General features: G+C 31.9%; 15 protein-coding genes. 12 read left to right on the top strand and 3 right to left on the bottom strand.

Annotated features, from left to right (window positions below; translation table 11 throughout):
* Positions 1-15: 15 nt before the first annotated feature.
* On the bottom strand, positions 16-375 hold the full coding sequence (gene folB, locus OD917_RS11875; protein ID WP_057115457.1) for a dihydroneopterin aldolase: 360 nt from the start codon (positions 373-375) through the stop codon (positions 16-18).
* A 118-nt stretch (positions 376-493) separates the two neighbouring features.
* On the opposite strand from folB, the gene OD917_RS11870 reads away from it, so the two are divergent.
* The 5 genes from OD917_RS11870 (at position 494) to OD917_RS11850 (ending at position 5409) form a co-directional block, all read left to right on the top strand.
* A complete protein-coding gene (locus OD917_RS11870; protein WP_263523731.1) occupies positions 494-2611 on the top strand; it encodes a glutamine--tRNA ligase/YqeY domain fusion protein in 2118 nt (705 codons plus the stop codon).
* 1213 nt (positions 2612-3824) lie between these two features.
* Positions 3825-4301, top strand: a complete 477-nt coding sequence (locus tag OD917_RS11865; RefSeq protein ID WP_263523730.1) for a hypothetical protein — start codon at positions 3825-3827, stop codon at positions 4299-4301.
* A 93-nt stretch (positions 4302-4394) separates the two neighbouring features.
* Complete coding sequence (locus OD917_RS11860; protein ID WP_111284281.1) at positions 4395-4721, top strand: YtxH domain-containing protein; 327 nt, start codon at positions 4395-4397, stop codon at positions 4719-4721.
* 77 nt (positions 4722-4798) lie between these two features.
* Positions 4799-5149, top strand: a complete 351-nt coding sequence (locus tag OD917_RS11855; RefSeq protein WP_184158833.1) for a competence protein — start codon at positions 4799-4801, stop codon at positions 5147-5149.
* Positions 5150-5154: 5 nt separating this feature from the next.
* Complete coding sequence (locus tag OD917_RS11850) at positions 5155-5409, top strand: DUF6327 family protein (RefSeq protein ID WP_263523729.1); 255 nt, start codon at positions 5155-5157, stop codon at positions 5407-5409.
* A 30-nt stretch (positions 5410-5439) separates the two neighbouring features.
* On the opposite strand, the gene OD917_RS11845 is transcribed toward OD917_RS11850, so the two are convergent.
* Together OD917_RS11845 and gltX are read right to left on the bottom strand one after the other, a co-directional pair.
* On the bottom strand, positions 5440-6423 hold the full coding sequence (locus tag OD917_RS11845; protein ID WP_263523728.1) for an SPFH domain-containing protein: 984 nt from the start codon (positions 6421-6423) through the stop codon (positions 5440-5442).
* 132 nt (positions 6424-6555) lie between these two features.
* A complete protein-coding gene (gltX, locus tag OD917_RS11840; protein WP_263523727.1) occupies positions 6556-8061 on the bottom strand; it encodes a glutamate--tRNA ligase in 1506 nt (501 codons plus the stop codon).
* Positions 8062-8225: 164 nt separating this feature from the next.
* Here gltX and OD917_RS11835 point away from each other — a divergent pair, with 164 nt between their 5' ends.
* The 7 genes from OD917_RS11835 to OD917_RS11805 all read left to right on the top strand — a co-directional run bounded on the left by OD917_RS11835 (position 8226) and on the right by OD917_RS11805 (position 19911).
* Positions 8226-11627: a DUF4175 family protein gene (locus tag OD917_RS11835; protein ID WP_263523726.1), complete on the top strand. Its 3402-nt coding sequence runs from the start codon at positions 8226-8228 to the stop codon at positions 11625-11627.
* Positions 11624-12043: an rRNA maturation RNase YbeY gene (ybeY, locus tag OD917_RS11830; protein WP_263523725.1), complete on the top strand. Its 420-nt coding sequence runs from the start codon at positions 11624-11626 to the stop codon at positions 12041-12043. Before OD917_RS11835 ends, ybeY begins: the two co-directional genes overlap by 4 nt.
* Positions 12044-12760: 717 nt before the next feature.
* Complete coding sequence (gene mnmG, locus OD917_RS11825) at positions 12761-14632, top strand: tRNA uridine-5-carboxymethylaminomethyl(34) synthesis enzyme MnmG (RefSeq protein ID WP_263523724.1); 1872 nt, start codon at positions 12761-12763, stop codon at positions 14630-14632.
* A gap of 385 nt (positions 14633-15017) precedes the next feature.
* Positions 15018-15866: a class I SAM-dependent methyltransferase gene (locus OD917_RS11820; protein WP_263523723.1), complete on the top strand. Its 849-nt coding sequence runs from the start codon at positions 15018-15020 to the stop codon at positions 15864-15866.
* Between the two features lie 237 nt (positions 15867-16103).
* Positions 16104-16688, top strand: coding sequence for an OmpH family outer membrane protein (locus OD917_RS11815; RefSeq protein WP_066033199.1), 585 nt, complete (start codon positions 16104-16106; stop codon positions 16686-16688).
* 102 nt (positions 16689-16790) lie between these two features.
* A complete protein-coding gene (locus OD917_RS11810; protein WP_263523722.1) occupies positions 16791-19070 on the top strand; it encodes a helix-turn-helix domain-containing protein in 2280 nt (759 codons plus the stop codon).
* Positions 19071-19149: 79 nt separating this feature from the next.
* On the top strand, positions 19150-19911 hold the full coding sequence (locus OD917_RS11805; protein ID WP_263523721.1) for a hypothetical protein: 762 nt from the start codon (positions 19150-19152) through the stop codon (positions 19909-19911).
* Positions 19912-19929: the final 18 nt, after the last annotated feature.

Below are 19929 nucleotides of genomic sequence, written 5' to 3'. Positions count from 1 at the left end.
TTTTAATTTTGAATATTACTTTCTAATTTCCGTCATTTTTATAGTAACTGACTCAACATCACCACCAATAGGCGGATTAATTTTAGAAACCCAAACTGTTGTTTTTTCTACAGTTTCTATCTCTGCCAGCACACGAATATTGATTCTTTTGGCTACATGTTCTAATAAATGCGAACGAATTGCCATTTCTTCCGTCACAATTTTGTTCAAATGAACATAGTCAACAGTGTCTAAAAGATGATCTGTTTCTGCTGATTTCTGTAAATTGGTTTTAATTTTTAGATCTACTGTGTAATCAGATCCAATTTTTCCTTCTTCAATTAAACATCCGTGGTAAGAAAAAGTACGGATATTTTTCAGTTTAATAACTCCCATTTCTAAATTTAGTTTCAAGTTTTAAGTTTCAAGTTTAGAGTAAGTTTCCAAAGAAAACCATAAACCATAAACTATAAACTATAAACTTTTTTATCTTTGCTAAAATTACTATAAAATAATGGCATCAGAAGAGAAATCACTCAATTTTATTGAACAAATCATAGAGGAAGACGTAAAATCAGGTCTTTCAAATACTAAACTTCGCTTTCGTTTTCCACCAGAACCTAATGGTTATTTACACATTGGGCACGCGAGTTCTATTGCGCTAAATTTTGGTTTAGGAATTGATTATCAATCTCCTGTGAACTTACGTTTTGATGATACAAACCCTGAAAAAGAAGAACAGGAATTTGTTGATGCTATTAAAAAAGATGTAGAATGGCTGGGTTACAAATGGGCAGAAGAATGTTATGCATCAGATTATTTCCAACAATTGTACGATTGGGCAGTTTTATTAATTAAAAAAGATAAAGCGTATGTTGACAGTCAATCTTCTGAAGAAATGGCGATCCAGAAAGGAACTCCAACAACTCCAGGAACAGACAGCCCGTACAGAAATCGTTCTGTTGAAGAAAATTTAGATTTATTCGAAAGAATGAAAAACGGTGAATTTGAGGCTGGTACACATATTCTTCGTGCTAAAATTGACATGAAATCAACCAATATGTTGATGCGTGATCCTATCATGTACAGAATTTTACACAAACACCACCATAGAACTGGAGATGCGTGGAAAATCTATCCAATGTATGATTGGGCACACGGACAAAGTGATTATTTAGAGCAAATTTCTCACTCATTTTGTACACTAGAATTCTTGCCTCACCGTGAATTATACGATTGGTTTTTAGATCAGATTTTTGATGATAATAAGCTTCGTCCAAAACAAAGAGAATTTGCCAGACGTAACTTATCACATACTGTTGTTAGTAAAAGAAAATTACAGCAACTAGTTAAAGAAAAGCATGTTAATGGTTGGGATGATCCTAGAATGTCAACAATTTCAGGATTAAGAAGACGCGGTTATACAGCTGCTTCTCTACGTAATTTTGCGAATACAATTGGTATTGCAAAACGTGATAACTTGATCAATGTATCGGTTTTAGAATTCTGTATTCGTGAAGATTTGAATAAAATTGCACCTCGTGTAATGGCTGTTTTAGATCCTGTAAAACTGGTAATTACAAATTATCCAGAAGGAAAAGAAGAGTGGTTGGAAGCTGAAAATAATCAGGAAGATGAAAGTGCAGGTTTCAGAAAAGTGCCTTTTTCACGTGAATTATATATTGAAAGAGAAGACTTTTTAGAAGAAGCTCCAGCTAAATTTTTCCGTTTGACTTTAGGAAAAGAAGTTCGTCTTAAAAATGCTTATATCATTAAAGGTGAATCTGTTATAAAAGATGAAAATGGAAATATTACAGAAATTCATGTTACTTATGATACCGATTCTTTGAGCGGAAGCGGAACAGAAGCAAGCCAAAGAAAAGTATCTGGAACTTTACATTGGGTTTCTATCAAACATGCTTTGGAAGCAGAAGTTCGTTTATACGATCGTTTGTTTACAGATGAAGCTCCGGACAGTTATAAAGAGAAAAATTTCTTAGATTTTGTGAATCCAAATTCGTTAGAAATTGTAACTGGATATGTTGAACCAAGTTTATCAACAGCTCAAAATGAAGATAAATTTCAATTTCAACGTTTAGGATATTTTACTGTTGATAAAGACTCAACTCCTTCAAAATTAGTATTTAACAAAACAGTTGGATTGAAAGATGCTTGGGAAGAAAAAGGTAAAAAAGAAGAAAATAGCATCAATAATTCTTTGAAAGATATCAACAAATATTTTAAAGTTGAGACTAAACCAGAAAGAATTGCAATTGAAAGTGCAATAGGGGAGAACATCAAAAATATTTCTACTTTTTCACTTTTACAGAATTCTTTGAAGAAGAATATCAACAATAATAAGGCTTCGCTGTTGTTTTCTCAGTTTATTTTAAAATATTCAAACTGGAAATCTACAGATTTTGAAGAAGAAGATATTAAGAAATTATATTCAATGTCTTTAAAAAGTGAATCGACTTATGTAAGATCAAAAGCACTTTTAAATTTAAGAGATATTGAAAGTGAAAGTTTCAAAAATCAATTTGATGATGAAATTTTGAAATTATATTCAAATCCACCAAAAAATGCTTCAGAAAGAGAAATTGAAATTCTTTCTGAAATGGTGAAGAAGTAATATCAGCTAAATTTATGAAAAGCGCTTTTATAAGCGCTTTTTTTTATTATATAGAATAACTATTAAAATTGATAATTTTATAATTTTTATAAATTAAAAGTGACTTTCATAAATTGATTTTAATAGAAAATAAAAAAATGTTGGATAAGGAATTCATTTTTTTAATTTTAGTCTATTTAGAGGCTTTATTTTAATTTTGGTCTTTTTTAGCTACTAATTTCTCCTATCAAACTGTATTATATAGTTTTAATTGATATAATTAACATGTTTAATTATATGTATTTATTATTTATAAAATCTATTAGTTTTATAATTTTAATTTATTTTATAGATTAAAATTGACTTTTATAAATTATCTTTAAGCTAACATAAAAAAGAGTCTAATAGAGAAGACCTTTTTTTGTTTTTCATTCCTTAGAATTCTTTATTTCAATTTTTCTCTTTTTTAGTTCAAGTTTTCTTCTCAAAAAACTAAAATTAAAGTTTTTTCTTATTTTTTTATTTTTTACTTTAATTTTTGTAATTATAATTTTTGATGATTATTATAACTTAAAATTTAGATTTTAATTATTATTTATAAAACTGACTGTAAAATCTAAAACTATAGTTTTTTATTATTTTTTTAAGTCTTTGATTTCAATTTTATGATTATAATTTTTAATTATAAGTTTTTTAAAATTTTAGTTTTTATTTATTATTTATAAAAATGATTTAAAATATAAAAATTATAGTTTTTTTATATTGATTTTAACCTTCATAAATTGATTTTAAGACGTTTTTTAAAGTTGGTTGATGGATAACTCATTTTTTAAATAATTGTTTATTTAAGGTCTTTATTTAACTTTTTGCTGTTATTTTTGTCAGTTTAACGGCTTGTTAACACACAATTGTTTATAAAACTTCTATTTTTAACTCAATATCAAAAGTCAGCAATGATTTTTGTAAAAATTAAAATTTGCCGTAAAGAATCTAAGCTGAAATTTATTGTTTTTAAAAACTCGTAATTTTTATAATAATAGATTTTCAAAACTGATTTCCCAAAAAGACAATTTTATGTTCTCATTTTTATTATGATGTAATTTTGATAATATTTCGCGTAAAAGATATTTTTCAATTTGTATTGTAATGTACAAAATTCCATAATGTTGAATTTGTGTGAAAGTTTAGTTTTTAAATTTCAAGTCTGACAATTTTTAATTTAAATCTAATTATCATGAAAATTTTATATTTTACGCTAGCGTTATTATTTGCAAATGTTGCAATTTCTCAAACACATCAAATTACAAAACATAATGGAGAACAACTTGATGTAAATTTTATTAAAAATGAAAATGGTTTAATTTATTATTCTGTAAACGGAAGTTCTGAAGAAATTAAAATTAGCAAACATGCCGTTTCATCTATCACAAATAAACAAACAAAACAAACTCAAAAAATTTCTGATAGAATAATTGTAGATTCAAAAGATGATTACAAGATGGTTACAGTTTTGCCACAAGAAAAAACAATTGGACTGAAGCAGACTGGAACTTTTACAGGAGTCTCGACCAAGACAAAAGGTGAACCGCCTATTGCAAATCAAAACCAAACTGCCATGAGAATTAAAAGTAAGTCAGCTTCAAATGGTTCTCCGTTTGTAAGCATAACTGAAAAAGATGGTAAATATGAAGCTACAACTTATGTGTATTAATTAGATTGTTAATTTTTTGTAAATTACAATTAATCAGAAATTTATAAGTTCAAAAAAGAGTATCTTTAAGTAATAATTTAAAATTGTAATATCATGTCTAAGAACTTAAATACAGCCGCAGCAATTTTGGCTGCAGCAGCTGCAGGAGCGGCAATCGGAATTTTATTTGCTCCAGATAAAGGATCTAAAACTCGAGCAAAAATCAAAGAAGGTTTAGATGATGCTAAACATAATATCAAAGATTCTTTTGATGCTAGCTCTGAAGTTCTTCGCGAGAGATTTACAAGTGCTACTCAAAATCTTGATGGAACTTTGAATGATTTACTTTCAAATGTAAGCCATAAAACAGAAGAAGTAATTACTTTTTTAGAAACTAAGTTGGCTGAATTGAAAGCACAGAACGCTAAACTTCAGAAATAATAATTTTTTAAAAGCACAGAACTTGCTTATTTTTATAGTAAAGTTTTGTGCTTTTTTTTTATTTTAAATTTATAATTATGGCTTTTGAAGAGTTAAAAGAAAACACTGAAAATATTCAAGATCAAGCTAAAGTGTATATTGATAGTCATTTGGCTTACTATAAACTTTGGGGATTTAAAGTGGCAATGAAATCTACAACTTTAATTTTCAAATTCACTTTGATATTGTTGTGTTTCACGATGGTTTTAATTTTCGGATCTTTTGCTGCAGCTTATGCTTTTGGTTCTTTGTTCGGAAGTAATGCTTTAGGATTTTTAACAGTAGGAGGGATCTATCTTTTGTTTACCATTTTACTTTTCTTTGTAAAAGATAAAGTGGTTGAAGGTCCAATTTTAGAGAAGTTTTCAGAAATATTTTTTAATGATTAAGACTTATGGAAAAGAAAAAATACTCGTCTTATGGTGAAATCGACAGAGATCTGGAAATTTTAAAATTGGAAAAAGAAATCAATTATCAGAAATTGGTTTTGAGTTTTCAGAGAACTAAAGAAAGCATTACACCACAAAAAATAGTTAATGGATTTGTTTCCTCTTACACAGGTTATATCAAAAAATCATTTCCAGAAATTTTGCAATCCGTTTTACCATTTATCATCAGTTGGTTTATAAATAGAAAAAGAGGCGATTAAGCCTCTTTTTTATTTTAATTAGTTTGTCAATTATTGTTGAACATCTGGTTGAATGTCATCTTCATAACCAGATTGTCTTGGTGTTTGTTTTGGTTTTTCAATTTTTTTAGTGTTCTTTTTCATCATTTCTCCAACTTGATTTGAAGCTGAGAACGATGCAACCATATTGTTTAACATGTCACTTCCAGCTTGTGGCGAGTTTGGTAAAAGAATTAGGTTTGAATTTGTATCAGATCCAATAGATTGTAAAGTATCATAATGTTGTGTAACTACAATTAGGGCAGAAGCTTCTTGAGAATTAATTCCAACTTGGTTCAAAACTTCAACACTTTCTACAAGACCTCTTGCAATTTCACGACGCTGATCTGCAATACCTTGTCCTTGTAAACGTTTGCTTTCTGCTTCCGCTTTTGCTTTTGCAACGATTCTAATTCTTGAACTTTCTGCTTCAAATTCAGCAGCGGTTTTTTCTCTATCGGCAGCGTTAATTCTGTTCATTGCATTTTTTACCTGAATATCTGGATCAATATCGGTAACCAAAGTATTGATGATATCGTATCCGTAAGTAGACATTGCTTCATTTAATTCACGTTTTACTGCAACTGCAATATCATCTTTTCTTTCAAAAACATCATCCAGTTTTAGTTTCGGAACTTCTGCACGAACTACATCAAAAACATAAGAAGTAATTTGATCGTGTGGATATTCTAGTTTATAAAAAGCTTCATATACTTTTTCTTGAATAACTTTAAACTGAACAGAAACTTTCATTTTGATAAAAACGTTGTCTCTAGTTTTGGTTTCGATGATAACATCTAGCTGTTGGATTTTAAGATTTACACGTCCGGCCAATCTATCAACCAACGGAATTTTAAGTTGTAATCCTGAATTTCTAACACTCTGAAATTTTCCAAATCGTTCGATAATTACAGATGATTGTTGTTTTACAGTAAAGAAAGACGACATGAAAATGAAGAATGCTAATACTAAGAAGATAATAAATGCTGTACTCATGGTTATATAGTTTATATTATGATTCTGGTAAATTACGAAAATTCTTCTAAAATAAAATTATTAGACATTAAAAAAACGCTAAGAACATTTGTTAGATGTTTCCTAGCGTTTCTATTTTAATTTGAATTCTAGTTATAAACTTGAAATTGCTTTCTGAATTCTAGAAATAGTTTCTTCTTTTCCAATGATTTCAACAATGTCAAATAGGTGAGGACCTTTAAGTGCTCCAACTAAACTTAGACGGAAAGGTTGCATTACTTTACCCATTCCGATTTCGTTTTTAGTTAACCAATCTTTTACAATTGTTTCAATATTTACAGAAGTAAAATCTTCGATATTTTCTAAAACAGAAATCAATTCTTGCATTAAAGCTGGTGTTTCTTCCTTCCAATTTTTACTTGCTTTTTCATCGTAAGATGTTGGAGCTTGGAAAAAGTATGTAGAAAGTTCTGTGAAATCAGAAATAAAATAAGCGTCTTTTTTTATTAAACCTACTACTTTAGAAACATCTATATTAGAAAAGTCAGTTCCATTTTCTTTTAGAATAGAAGTAAATGCTTCCGCTAATTCATCATTATTTTTAGTGATTAAGTACTGGCGATTGAACCATTTGTTTTTCTCAGGATCAAATTTTGCTCCTGCTTTATGAACTCGGTTTAAGTCGAAAGCTTCTGCTAATTCTTCTAAAGAAAACAATTCTTTTTCAGTTCCGTCATTCCAACCAAGTAAAGCTAAAAAGTTTACAACTGCTTCTGGGAAAAATCCTTTTTCTCTGTAACCAGATGAAACTCCTTCTTCAGTTTTCCATTCTAAAGGAAATACTGGAAATCCCATTTTGTCTCCATCTCTTTTTGATAATTTTCCATTTCCAACTGGTTTTAAAATCAAAGGTAAATGTGCAAATTCTGGTGCTTCCCAACCAAATGCTTTGTATAATAAAACGTGAAGGGGCATCGATGGCAACCATTCTTCACCACGAATTACATGTGAAGTCTCCATCAAATGATCATCCACAATATTGGCTAAATGGTAGGTTGGCATTCCGTCACTTTTGAACAAAACTTTATCATCCAAAAGATTAGTTTCAAACTTCACATCTCCACGAATGATATCTTTTAAATGTAAAGTTTCATCAACCGGAGTTTTAAAACGGATTACATAATGTTCTCCATTTGCAATTCTTTTAGCAGTTTCTTCTGCAGAAATCACTAACGAAGTATCTAACTTTTCACGATTATGATGATTGTAAATAAATGTTTTTCCTTCAGCTTCGTGTTGTTTTCTATGTGCATCCAAAGCTTCTGGAGTATCAAAAGCATAATAGGCCCAACCAGAATTGATCAACTGATCTGCATATTGCTGGTACAAATCTTTACGTTCGCTTTGTCTGTACGGACCAAATTTTTCATTTTTTCCAACTGTTTCTTCAGGAGCAATTCCTAACCATTCAAGAGCTTCCATAATGTAAGCCTCTGCACCTGGAACAAAACGAGTTTGATCTGTATCTTCAATTCTTAGATAAAAAACACCGTTATGTTTTTTTGCAAATAAATAATTAAATAGGGCAGTACGAACTCCGCCAATATGTAACGGTCCAGTCGGACTTGGTGCAAAACGCACACGAACTTGCTTTGACATTTGTTTAAAATTTTGTTGCAAAGATACGATATTAGTCAAAAGCCAAAAGTCGAAAGTCTGAAAGGTTTTGTGCTGTGTGCTAAACTTTTGACTTTCGACTTTTGACTTTCAGACTTATTGTTATAATTACTACTTTTATAGGTTATAATTAAAACAGATTTATTTTGAAAACATCATCTGCTATATATCAAAAGTTAGAAGCTTTTATTAAGAAATATTATACCAACGAATTGATAAAAGGGATATTACTTTTTACCGGTTTTGGTTTATTGTATTTTCTATTTACGCTTTTTGTAGAGTATTTTCTTTGGCTAAAACCTATAGGAAGAACTTTTCTATTTTGGTTATTTATTGGAGTTGAAGTTTTCCTTTTAGTCCGTCTAATTCTGTTTCCATTATTCAAGTTATTCAAACTTCAAAAAGGAATTGATTATACTCAGGCTTCAAAAATTATTGGAAATCATTTCACAGAAGTGAGTGATAAACTGACTAACTTTTTACAATTGTCTTCTGAAAATAATGCTGAAAGTTCGGAGTTAGTTTTAGCTTCTATAGAACAAAAAGCAAATTCTTTACAACCAATTCCATTTGGTAATGCTATCAATTTTAAAGCGAATAAAAAATATTTACCATTAGCTTTAGTACCAATTTTGCTTTTTGCTGTGTTTTATATTTCTGGAAATAGCAATGTAATTTCTCAAAGTTTGAATAGAGTAGTGCATTTCAATTCTGCATTCTTGCCACCAGCTCCTTTCAAATTTGTGGTTTTGAATTCGAATTTGCAAGCAGAACAAAACAAAGATTTTGTGATTAAAATGGAATCTGTTGGAAACGTTGTTCCAGAAAATGTTATGATTCATATTGGTGATGAAAGCTATTTTATGGAATCTTCTCAACCTGGAAAGTTTGAATTTAAAGTGGAGAAACCTTCTGAAAATATTCAATTTTCTTTTGAAGGAAATTCGGTTGTTTCTGAAGAATATGAATTGAAAGTGATCACAGTTCCATCGATTGCAAACTTCGAAATGGTTTTAAATTTTCCTTCTTATCTAAAGAAAAAATCAGAGACAATTGAAGGAACTGGTAATGCAATTGTACCTGAAGGAACTACTGTAACTTGGAAAATGAACACCAAATCTACACAAGAAGTTGTATGGAAAAGAGATAATGAAGTATTTAAGTTCAATAAGGCCGAGAATGAGTTTAAATTGGCTAAAAATATAAGTCAAAATACCGAATATCAAATACTTACGTCAAATGATAAGGTTAAAAACTACGAAAAACTAGATTATCAGCTGTCTGTGATCAAAGATCAGTTTCCAACCATCAATGTAGGTCCTGCGCCAGACAGTTTGAAGCTTGATAAAAACTATATTCTAGGAAGATTGGGTGATGATTACGGACTTTCGAAATTACAAATTGTATACTACGAACGTAACAAACCTCAATCTGCTAAGCGTGGAAACATTCCTGTGAAAGCTGGAGTATTTGATCAGTTTGTTTTTAATTTTCCTAGCAATCTTCCAGTAGAAGAAGGAGTTTCATACGAGTACTATTTTGAAGTTTTTGATAACGATGCACCACACGGATTTAAGTCTACAAAGTCTTCTACATTTTCAGATCGTGTAGCAACTACAGATGAAATTCAAGATCAGGAATTGCAACAGCAAAATCAAAATATTAATAGTTTATCTAAATCTTTGAAGAACCAAACGAAGCAGATTTCAGAAATGGATAAGCTTCAAAATACGGGAAAAGAAAAAGATAATTTAGAGTTTAAAGATCAGCAGAAGATCAACGATTTTATCAAACGTCAGAAACAGCAAGACGAAATGATGAAACAGTTTTCTGAGAAAATGAATCAGAATCTTGACAAGTTTAAAGATGATAAGAAAGATAAAACAGCAGAAGATTTACAAAAGCGTTTGGATAATGCTCAGAAAGATTTAGAAAAGAATCAGAAATTATTAGACGAATTGAAGAACTTAAATGATAAATTAAACAGCGAAGAACTGTTTGATAAGATGGAAAAGTTCAAACAAATCAGTAAAAATCAATCTCGTAATTTAGAACAATTGGTGGAGTTAACCAAACGTTTTTATGTTTCAAAGAAAGCAGAACAGGTTGCTGAGAAACTAAACAAACTGTCAGAACAACAGGAACAGTTATCTAATAAAGAGAAAGAAAATACGAAAGAGAAGCAGGATGAAATCAATAAATCTTTTGATAAGATTCAGGAAGATTTAAAAGATTTGAAAGACGAAAATAAGACTTTAAAGAAACCTTTAGACATTCCGTCTGATGCTTCAAAAGAGAAAGATGTAGATAATGATTTGAATAAAGCTTCTGAAGAATTGAGTAAAAAGAATACATCTGGAGCTAAACCAAAACAGAAAAGTGCTGCAAAGAAAATGAAGTCTATGGCTCAGGAAATGCAGAGTGAAATGGAAGGTGGAGAACAGGAACAATTAGAAGAAGATGTAGCAATGCTTCGTCAGATTCTAGATAACCTTTTGGCTTATTCTTTATCACAAGAAGATGTGATGAAACAGTTCAAAGCAATGAAATTAGGTTCTTCTGCATTTACAAAAAATATCAAGATTCAACAGAATTTGAAACAGCAGTTTAGACATGTAGATGATAGTTTGTTTGCACTTTCATTACGTAATCCAAAGGTAGCAGAAGACGTTACTAAAGAAATTGGAAACGTACAATACAATATGGATAAGGCTATAGAAACCTTAACCGACGTTCAGATTCCTAGAGGTGTTTCACACCAGCAATATGCCGTTTCATCTGCAAATAAGTTAGCCGATTTTTTAAGTGATTTATTGAACAACATGCAGATGTCTATGCCTAAACCGGGAGCAGGAAAACCTAAACAGGGAGACGGACAAGGAATGCAGTTACCAGATATTATTCAGAAACAAAAAGGTCTTGCTGATAAAATGAAAGAAGGAATGAAACCTGGACAACAACCGGGAGACAAACCTGGAGAAGGTAAAGATGGAAAGTCTGGACAAGGACAAAGCGCTCAGGGTAAAGACGGACAAGGAAAGGAAGGACAAGGTAACAAAAGTGGAGATAAAGGTTCTTCTGGTAAAGATGGAAAGAGTGGAAAAGGAGAGAAGAATGGTAATGAAGGAGAAGATGGAGAAGGCGACGCAGAAGCTATTATGGAGATTTACAAAGAGCAAGTTAAGCTTCGTGAAGCGCTTCAAAAAGAATTAGCAAAGAAAGGTTTAGATGCTCAAGGCAGATCTATTATAGATCAGATGAAACAATCTGAAAAGCAGATTTTGAATAAAGGTTTTAAGAATGAGAACCTGCAACGTATTCTAAATATTCAGCAAGAATTGTGGAAATTAAACAATGCAGTTCAGCAACAAGGTCAGGATACACAAAGACAATCTGAAACAAATAAGGCAGAATTTACGAATCGTTCGAATGCTTTACCAAGTTCACTATTGGAATATTTAAACAGTGTGGAGATATTAAACAGACAATCACTACCTTTGCGCTCGAATTTTAATCAAAAAGTTCAAGAATACTTTAATACAAAATGATAAATTTTAATTACGAAACAGATTTTAGTTTAGGAGACGAGCAGGCTTTTAGTGACTGGTTAAGTGCTGTAATTGTTTCTGAAGGAAAGAATGAAGGCGAGATAAACTACATATTTTGTGACGATGAATATCTTCATAAAATAAACGTTGAATATTTAGATCATGATACTCTTACTGATATTATCAGTTTTGATTATACAGTTGGTAACGAGTTAAATGGCGATATTTTTGTTTCTGTAGAACGTGTTGCAGACAATGCAAAAGACTTCAATGTTTCATTTGCTGAAGAACTCAAAAGAGTGTTGTCTCATGGTATACTACATTACTGTGGATACAAAGACAAGACAGATAAAGATGCTCAATTAATGAGGGCTAAGGAAGAGGAGAAGATGAAGATGTTTCACGTGGAACAGTAGTTAAACATCTTTTTAATGTATATGTTCCACGTGAAACGTTTTTATTTTTTTTATAAAATTTTTATAACGTTCCACGTGAAACATATTAGAAGAAAGTAAAAGAATTTATAACGTTCCACGTGGAACGTTAAAGTAAAGAATTTGAATAAAAGATTAAATCGTTCCACGTGGAACGATTTTTTAAGTTTGAATTTAAAAGAAAAAGAAAAGGATGTTTCACGTGGAACATGATTTTAAAATGGTCTTTGAAGTTTAGAATAGAAGTTTAGAATGGAAGTTTAGAATGGAAGTTTAGAATGGAAGTTTAGAATGGAAGTTTAGAATGGAAGTTTAGAATGGAAGTTTAGAATGGAAGTTTGGAATGGAAGTTTGGAATGGAAGTTTAGAAATGTTTCACGTGAAATATTTATTGTGAAGATTCTGTTTCGGAGTTCTGATTTGAAAGTTCTGATTTGAAAGTTCTGATTTGAAAGTTCTGATTTGAAAGTTCTGATTTGAAAGTTCTGATTTGAATGAAGTAAAAAATGTTTCACGTGAAACATTTTTATTGATTTCTAGAATTTAAAGATTCTAGTTTACACGTTTCGGTTTGAACTTGAAACTTGAAACTTCAAACTTCAAACCTGAAGCAAAATAAAAAGTTCCACGTGGAACAAGACAAATATAAAAGTAATTCTAGAAACCGCGTTAGCGGTTTTTGGAGAATAATAAAACAAAATGTTTTTAGAAGAATACGATGTTATTGTGGTTGGTGCTGGCCATGCTGGTTCTGAAGCTGCAGCTGCGGCTGCAAATTTGGGATCGAAAACTTTATTGGTTACAATGAGTTTACAAAACATAGCACAGATGTCTTGCAATCCTGCGATGGGAGGAATTGCAAAAGGACAGATCGTTCGCGAAATTGATGCGCTTGGAGGATATTCAGGAATTGTTTCAGATCGTACGGCAATTCAATTCAAGATGCTGAACAAATCAAAAGGACCTGCAATGTGGTCGCCGAGAGTTCAAAGTGACAGAATGCGTTTTGCAGAAGAATGGAGAATGATGTTGGAGGTAACTCCAAATCTTGATTTTTATCAAGAGATGGTAAAAGGTTTGATAATCGAAGATGGAAAGATAAAAGGAATTAGAACTTCACTTGGTGTGGAGATTCGTTCCAAATCTGTTGTTTTGACAAATGGTACTTTTTTGAATGGTTTAATTCATATCGGAGAAAAACAATTTGGAGGTGGAAGAGCAGGAGAAAGTGCTGCAACCGGAATTACCGAAGATTTGATCAAAGCAGGTTTTGAAGCTGGAAGAATGAAAACAGGAACGCCACCTCGAGTAGATGGACGTTCTTTAGATTATTCTAAAATGAACGAAGAAAAAGGAGATGCAAAGCCAGATAAGTTTTCTTATTCAGATGTGACTTCTCCGCTAACGCATCAGCGTTCTTGTTACATGACGTACACTTCGTTGAACGTTCATGATATTTTGAGAGAAGGTTTTGATCGTTCTCCAATGTTCAACGGAAGAATCAAAAGTTTAGGACCAAGATACTGTCCATCGATTGAAGATAAAATAAATCGTTTTGCAGATAAAGAGCGTCACCAATTATTTGTTGAGCCAGAAGGATGGAATACTTGTGAAGTTTACGTAAACGGATTTTCAACTTCTCTTCCTGAAGATATTCAATTCAAAGCGCTTCGTTCTGTAGCAGGTTTTGAAAATGTAAAATTTTTTAGACCAGGTTATGCTATCGAGTATGATTTCTTTCCTCCAACGCAATTGAAACATACTTTAGAAACTAAGTTAGTTGAAGGTTTGTATTTCGCTGGACAAATCAACGGAACGACGGGTTACGAAGAAGCTGCTTCTCAAGGTTTGATGGCTGGGATAAATGCTCACTTGAAAGTACACGAAAAAGATCCTTTGATTTTAAAACGTGATGAAGCGTACATCGGAGTTCTAATTGATGACTTGATTACGAAAGGAACTGAAGAGCCATATCGTATGTTTACATCGAGAGCGGAGTATAGAACTTTGTTACGTCAAGATAATGCCGATTTCAGATTGACTCCAATGTCATATGAAATTGGTTTAGCTTCTGAAGATCGTTTACGAAGAATGGAAAAGAAATTAAACGAATCTGAAAAGATGGTTCAATTCTTCAAAGAAACTAGTGTAACGATTGCAGAAACAAATCCGATTTTGGAAGCAAAAGAATCTGCGCCGATTTCTCAAGGAGATAAAATGTTTAAGATTTTCTCTCGTCCGCAGATTGAATTAGAAGATATGTTGAAATTTGAAAAAGTTTCTGCTTACATCGAAGAGAATGATTTGGATGAAGAAATTGTTGAGCAAGCCGTAATTCAAGTTAAATATTCGGGTTATATCGAAAAAGAGAGAAATAATGCGGATAAACTAAATCGTTTGGAAGAAGTAAAAATTCCAGACAATTTTGATTATAACAAAATCAAATCAATGTCGATTGAAGCAAAACAGAAATTAAGCAAGATTCGTCCTGTAACTATTTCTCAAGCTTCGAGAATTAGCGGAGTATCACCAAGTGATATTTCCGTGCTTTTGATTTATATGGGAAGATAGATTTGTAGTAATCAGTGTTCAGTTTTAAAGTATTCAGTATAACTGCCAACTAAAAAACTGAACACTGATCACTAAACAAATGTTCCACGTGAAACGATTTTTGGGTTTTTATTTTCGAAATGCATTATAAATTAAAATCTAAATTCAGAAATTTAAATTGATTCTGTTCCACGTGAAACCTTTTGTTAAAATTGAAATGATTTTTACACTTTTCAAATATCAAAACTTGATAAAAGAAGAGTTTTGCAATCATGTTGAATTATCAAATTTTGCAAAGATCAAATAGAAATAAAAGAAGAATAAAAAAAAACAAAAATCCTAAAAGCGATAAAATTCGTTTTTAGGATTTGCTATAAATTAAACCCAATATCTATAAAATTAAAAAATGAACGTTTTAAACAAAAAACACTTTCTTACGGTAAAAGACCATTCTGTTTCAAAAGAAATTTTTGATTTGTATTACGATGAAGAATTAGATATGCTAATTACTTCTCCACAACCTGAACTTCAAAATTTGGGTAAATATTACGAAAGCGAAGATTATATTTCGCATACAGACAACAAACGTTCGTTATTTGAAAAAGCCTATCATTTCGTAAAAAATATTGCGCTTAAGAATAAATTGAATTTAATTAATAGCCAGCAACCGAAAAAAGGAAAACTTTTGGATATTGGAGCTGGAACTGGAGATTTCCTTTTAACAGCAAAAAATGACGGTTGGGAAACAATTGGAGTAGAACCGAGCGATCGTGCTAAAAATATTGCTAAAGAAAAAGGAATTTCATTTGTAGAAGAAATTAGCGCTTTAGAAAGTAATTCTTTGGATGTAATTACCATGTGGCACGTTTTAGAACACGTTCCAAATCTAGAACATCAGATCCAAGAATTAAAGCGTTTATTAAAACCAACTGGAACATTAATTGTTGCGGTTCCAAACTACAAATCATTCGATGCTGGTCATTATGAAACTTTTTGGGCTGCATACGATGTGCCAATCCATTTTTGGCATTTTTCGAAAAAATCAATCCAATTGCTTTTTGAAAGAGTAGACATGAAATTAGAAAAAATACTTCCAATGAAGTTCGATTCGTTTTATGTGAGCCTTTTATCTGAAAAATACAAAACAGGAAAAATGAATTACATCAAAGCATTTTTCATTGGTTTAAAATCAAATTGGAAAGCAAAAAGCTCAAAGGAATATTCATCGCATATTTACGTTTTAAAAAACAAATAAAAATCAAAAAATCATTTTAAAGTCGTTTTGCCTCTAAAAGGCAAGATGACTTTTTTAGCTAACCCAAACGAGACAAAAAATACCCAAAATATGGCAATAAAGTTGGTTTATAGCTATGTTTTTTACTATAAATAAAAACAATATCATAAAATTTACGCATTTTTTAAACTTTATGTTGATGCTATTGATTTTTTTATATTTTTGTCTTCAATACTTAAAAAAATAGAATTTAAAAAAATGAAAAAAGCATTAGTTATTATCGCACTTTCAGTTTTCGCAGTTTCTTGTAACAAAACAGCAGAGGTAAAGGAAGTAAAAACAGCTTACGTGGATACTTCGGTTTTGATGAAAGAATACACTGAGGCAAAAGATTTAGAGGCAAAGTACAAAGCTCAAGCGGAAGAAAAAGGTAGACAATTACAAGCTGAGATTTCACGTTTTAAACAAGACGCTGCTAATTTTCAAAGTCAAGCACAAGCAAACGGTCAAGCTTGGGCACAGCAAAGAGGTGCTGAATTGCAAAAAAGAGAGCAGCAATTAGGTTATGCACAACAAGCATTAGCTCAACAGTTACAACAAGAAAGTGGTGTTGAAATGGATTCTCTTGTTAGTGGAGTTAAAAAATTCATTAAAGATTACGGAAAGAAAAACGGTTACTCTTACATCTACGGAACAGGAGATGCTGCAACAATTTTGTATGCTGAAGAGAAATACGATATCACAAAAGAGATTATCAAAGCTTTAAATGATAAATACAAAGCAGAGCCAAAAGCAGATGCAAAACCAGCAGCTGAAACAAAAGAAGGCGAAGCAAAAAAATAAAAACTACCAAACTAACTAAATTACTGAAAACCTAAATCCACTACGATTTAGGTTTTTTCTTTTTATAAAATGCGGTAATTTTATTTCTTTAATACAAGCCCAATGCAGAACGTTTCAGAAGCGGCAGCTTACACTTTACAATTCATCAATCAGACTCAAAAATCTATTTTCCTTACGGGAAAAGCAGGTACGGGAAAAACTACGCTTTTACGCGAAATTATCGCGACAACTCATAAAAATACTGTGGTCGTTGCACCAACGGGAATCGCGGCTTTGAACGCTGGAGGTGTAACCATTCATTCCATGTTTCAGCTTCCGTTTTCTGCGTTTATTCCGTCGTACGAAGCGAGCGCACAATTTACGGAAACGGTAAAGTTTGAAAACAAAGAATCGCTTAGACGTCATTTCAAAATGAATAACGTCAAGCGAAATGTAATCAAAAACATGGAGCTTCTGGTGATTGATGAAGTGAGTATGATGCGTGCTGATTTATTGGACGCTGTCGATTTCATGATGCAAACCGTTCGAAGAAACACGCAGCCTTTTGGAGGAGTCCAGGTTTTGTTTATTGGAGACTTGTTGCAATTGCCACCGGTAATTCGTGATGAAGAGTGGCGAACGCTGAAAAACTATTACCGCGGAAAATTCTTTTTCCATTCCCATGTTCTTCAAACGTATCCGCCGATTTATATTGAGTTATCAAAAATCTACCGCCAGACCGATGATGCTTTTATTTCGGTTTTGAATAATCTGCGAAATAATCAGATCACTCCAGAGGACATAGCTATTCTAAATCAGTATGTTAAGCCTGATTTTGACTTCAAAGAGAACAAAGGATACATCACGCTGACGACGCATAATGCCAAAGCAGATTCTATCAACTCGCAGTCAATCAATGATTTAGATGGAAAAGAGTACATTTATACGCCATTTGTGGTGGGCGATTTTCCAGAAAAGATATTTCCTGTTGAAGAAGAATTGAAATTGAAAGTCGGCGCGCAAATCATGTTCGTCAAAAACGACTTGTCTTTTGAAAAAAGATATTTCAACGGAAAGATGGGCGTAATCAAATCGCTTTCTGATGAAGAAATCTTTGTTCACTTTCCAGAAGAGAACATGACGCTAGAAGTTGAAAAGTACGAATGGAAAAATATCCGTTACAAAGTCAACGAACAAACCAAAGATATCGAAGAAGAAGTTTTAGGGACTTTTGCGCATTATCCGATCAAGCTGGCGTGGGCGATTACGGTCCACAAAAGCCAAGGCTTAACTTTTGACAAAGCAGCGCTCGATGTATCGCAAGTTTTTCTGCCCGGACAAGCCTATGTAGCACTTTCGCGTTTACGTTCCTTAAATGGGCTTATTTTGCTTTCTCCGATGCAGATGAATGGCATTTCCAACGATCAAGATGTGATGGATTACGCTTTAAACAGAGCAACGGAAGAAACTTTGGAGAAGGCGCTTCACTTCGAAACAAAAAATTTTATTCACAACTATTTGATAAACAGTTTTAATTGGGGAGAATTGGCGCAAGAATGGCGAAATCATCGTTTTAGTTATAACGAAAATGCAGCTGGCTCCGAAAAAACGAAACATGCGGTTTGGGCTCACAAACGGATGGAAATTATGGAACAGCTTTTAGATCCTTCGCAGAAATTCATCGCGCAACTCAATAAAATTTTCATCAAAGAAACAGTCGATCTGTTTTTTGTGAAAGAGAGGGTAGATGCAGCCTATGATTATTTTTTCAAACAAATGGATAAGTTGGTCGATGATCTAATTTACAAAATGGCTGAAATTCAAAAATTTAAAAAAGTTAAAGAGTTCTATGAAGAGCTTAATTTTTTAGAAGATCTTCAGACTAAAGCGGTTTTGCGACTGATGAAAGCCAAGTTATTGATTGAAGTTGTTGTGGCCGGTGAAGAAATCAGTAAAGAAAAGCTTTCGTCGCCAAACATTAAAAATTACAAAACGAACAAAGCGGAAAGGATTAGGGAAGAGCTTAAAACGACAAATACAGACATTTTCAGGACAGAAGAACCCATTGTTCGATACAAATCAGCTAAAGCAGAAAAAAGTGAGCTTAAAACGGCTAAAAAAACGACAGTCGAAGAAACGTACGATTTGTGGATGGATAAAAATTCGGTTGAAGATATTGCAAGAATGCGTAAATTGAATGTTCAAACTATCGAAGGGCATTTGGTAAGACTTATTCAAGCGAAGAAAATTGAAATAACTGATGTTTTGCCTTATGATAAAATTCTGGCTTTGAGAGAAGCTTTTCAGTTTTATCAGGAAGAATCTTTGAGTCCTTTGAAAGAAAAATATGGAGATGAATTTACCTGGGACGAATTGAAAATGTTCAAAGCGAGCATAAATTGATTTTTTGGAACGTCCTACGTGAAACAGTGTTTTCTGCTTTTCAAAATTCTAATTACTAATGCATTAAATTATTTCTGACATGAAAATATTTAAATTATTGCTAACAATTTTGGTGTTTAATTCTTCGTTTTTGATTGCCCAAGATTTGAAACCAGAATATCAAAAGTTCATTTCGAAATTTATTTTTGAAGTAAAAAACAACGATAAAGAAGCAGTTGCAAAGCGAATAAAATTTCCGTTCAAACGTGAATATCCAATTCCGTCGGTGAAAGACAAGGCAGATTTTATAAAAAGATATAATCAGATTTTTGATAAAGTTTTGATTGAAAAAATTGTAAAATCAAATCCAGCAAAAGATTGGTCTGAAATGGGTTGGCGAGGAATTATGCTCAATCAAGGTGATTTGTGGATCGATACTGATGGAAGAATCATCAGTATAAATTATCAGTCTGAGGAAGAATTGAAATTGAAAAATTCGCTGATTGCATCACAGAAAAAAAGTGTAAACAGTTCGCTTTCAAATTTTAAAGAACCCGTTGCTATTCTCGAAACCTCAAAATTCAGAATTCGAATTGATGATTTGGGAAATGATAACTATCGATATGCTTCATGGTCTCTGAACCAGAAGATGACTGACAAACCAGATTTAGTAATTGAAAAAGGAACTTTTCATGCTGATGGAACTGGTGGAAATCATCATTACGAATTTAAAAAAGGTAATTTCAGATATGAATGTCATTTCGTTGTTTTGGGTGAAAAAGGTTCAGCTCCTGCGATGTTGATTGTTTATCAGTCAGAAAAAGAAATTTTATCTCAGGATGCGAAAATTGTTTCACGATAAACATTTAAAAAAGGCCTA

The sequence above is a fragment of the Flavobacterium sp. SH_e genome (assembly GCF_025717045.1).
GTDB lineage: Bacteria > Bacteroidota > Bacteroidia > Flavobacteriales > Flavobacteriaceae > Flavobacterium.
The sequence above is the reverse complement of the archived record's forward strand: the minus strand, read 5'-3'. Positions and strand labels throughout refer to the sequence as shown.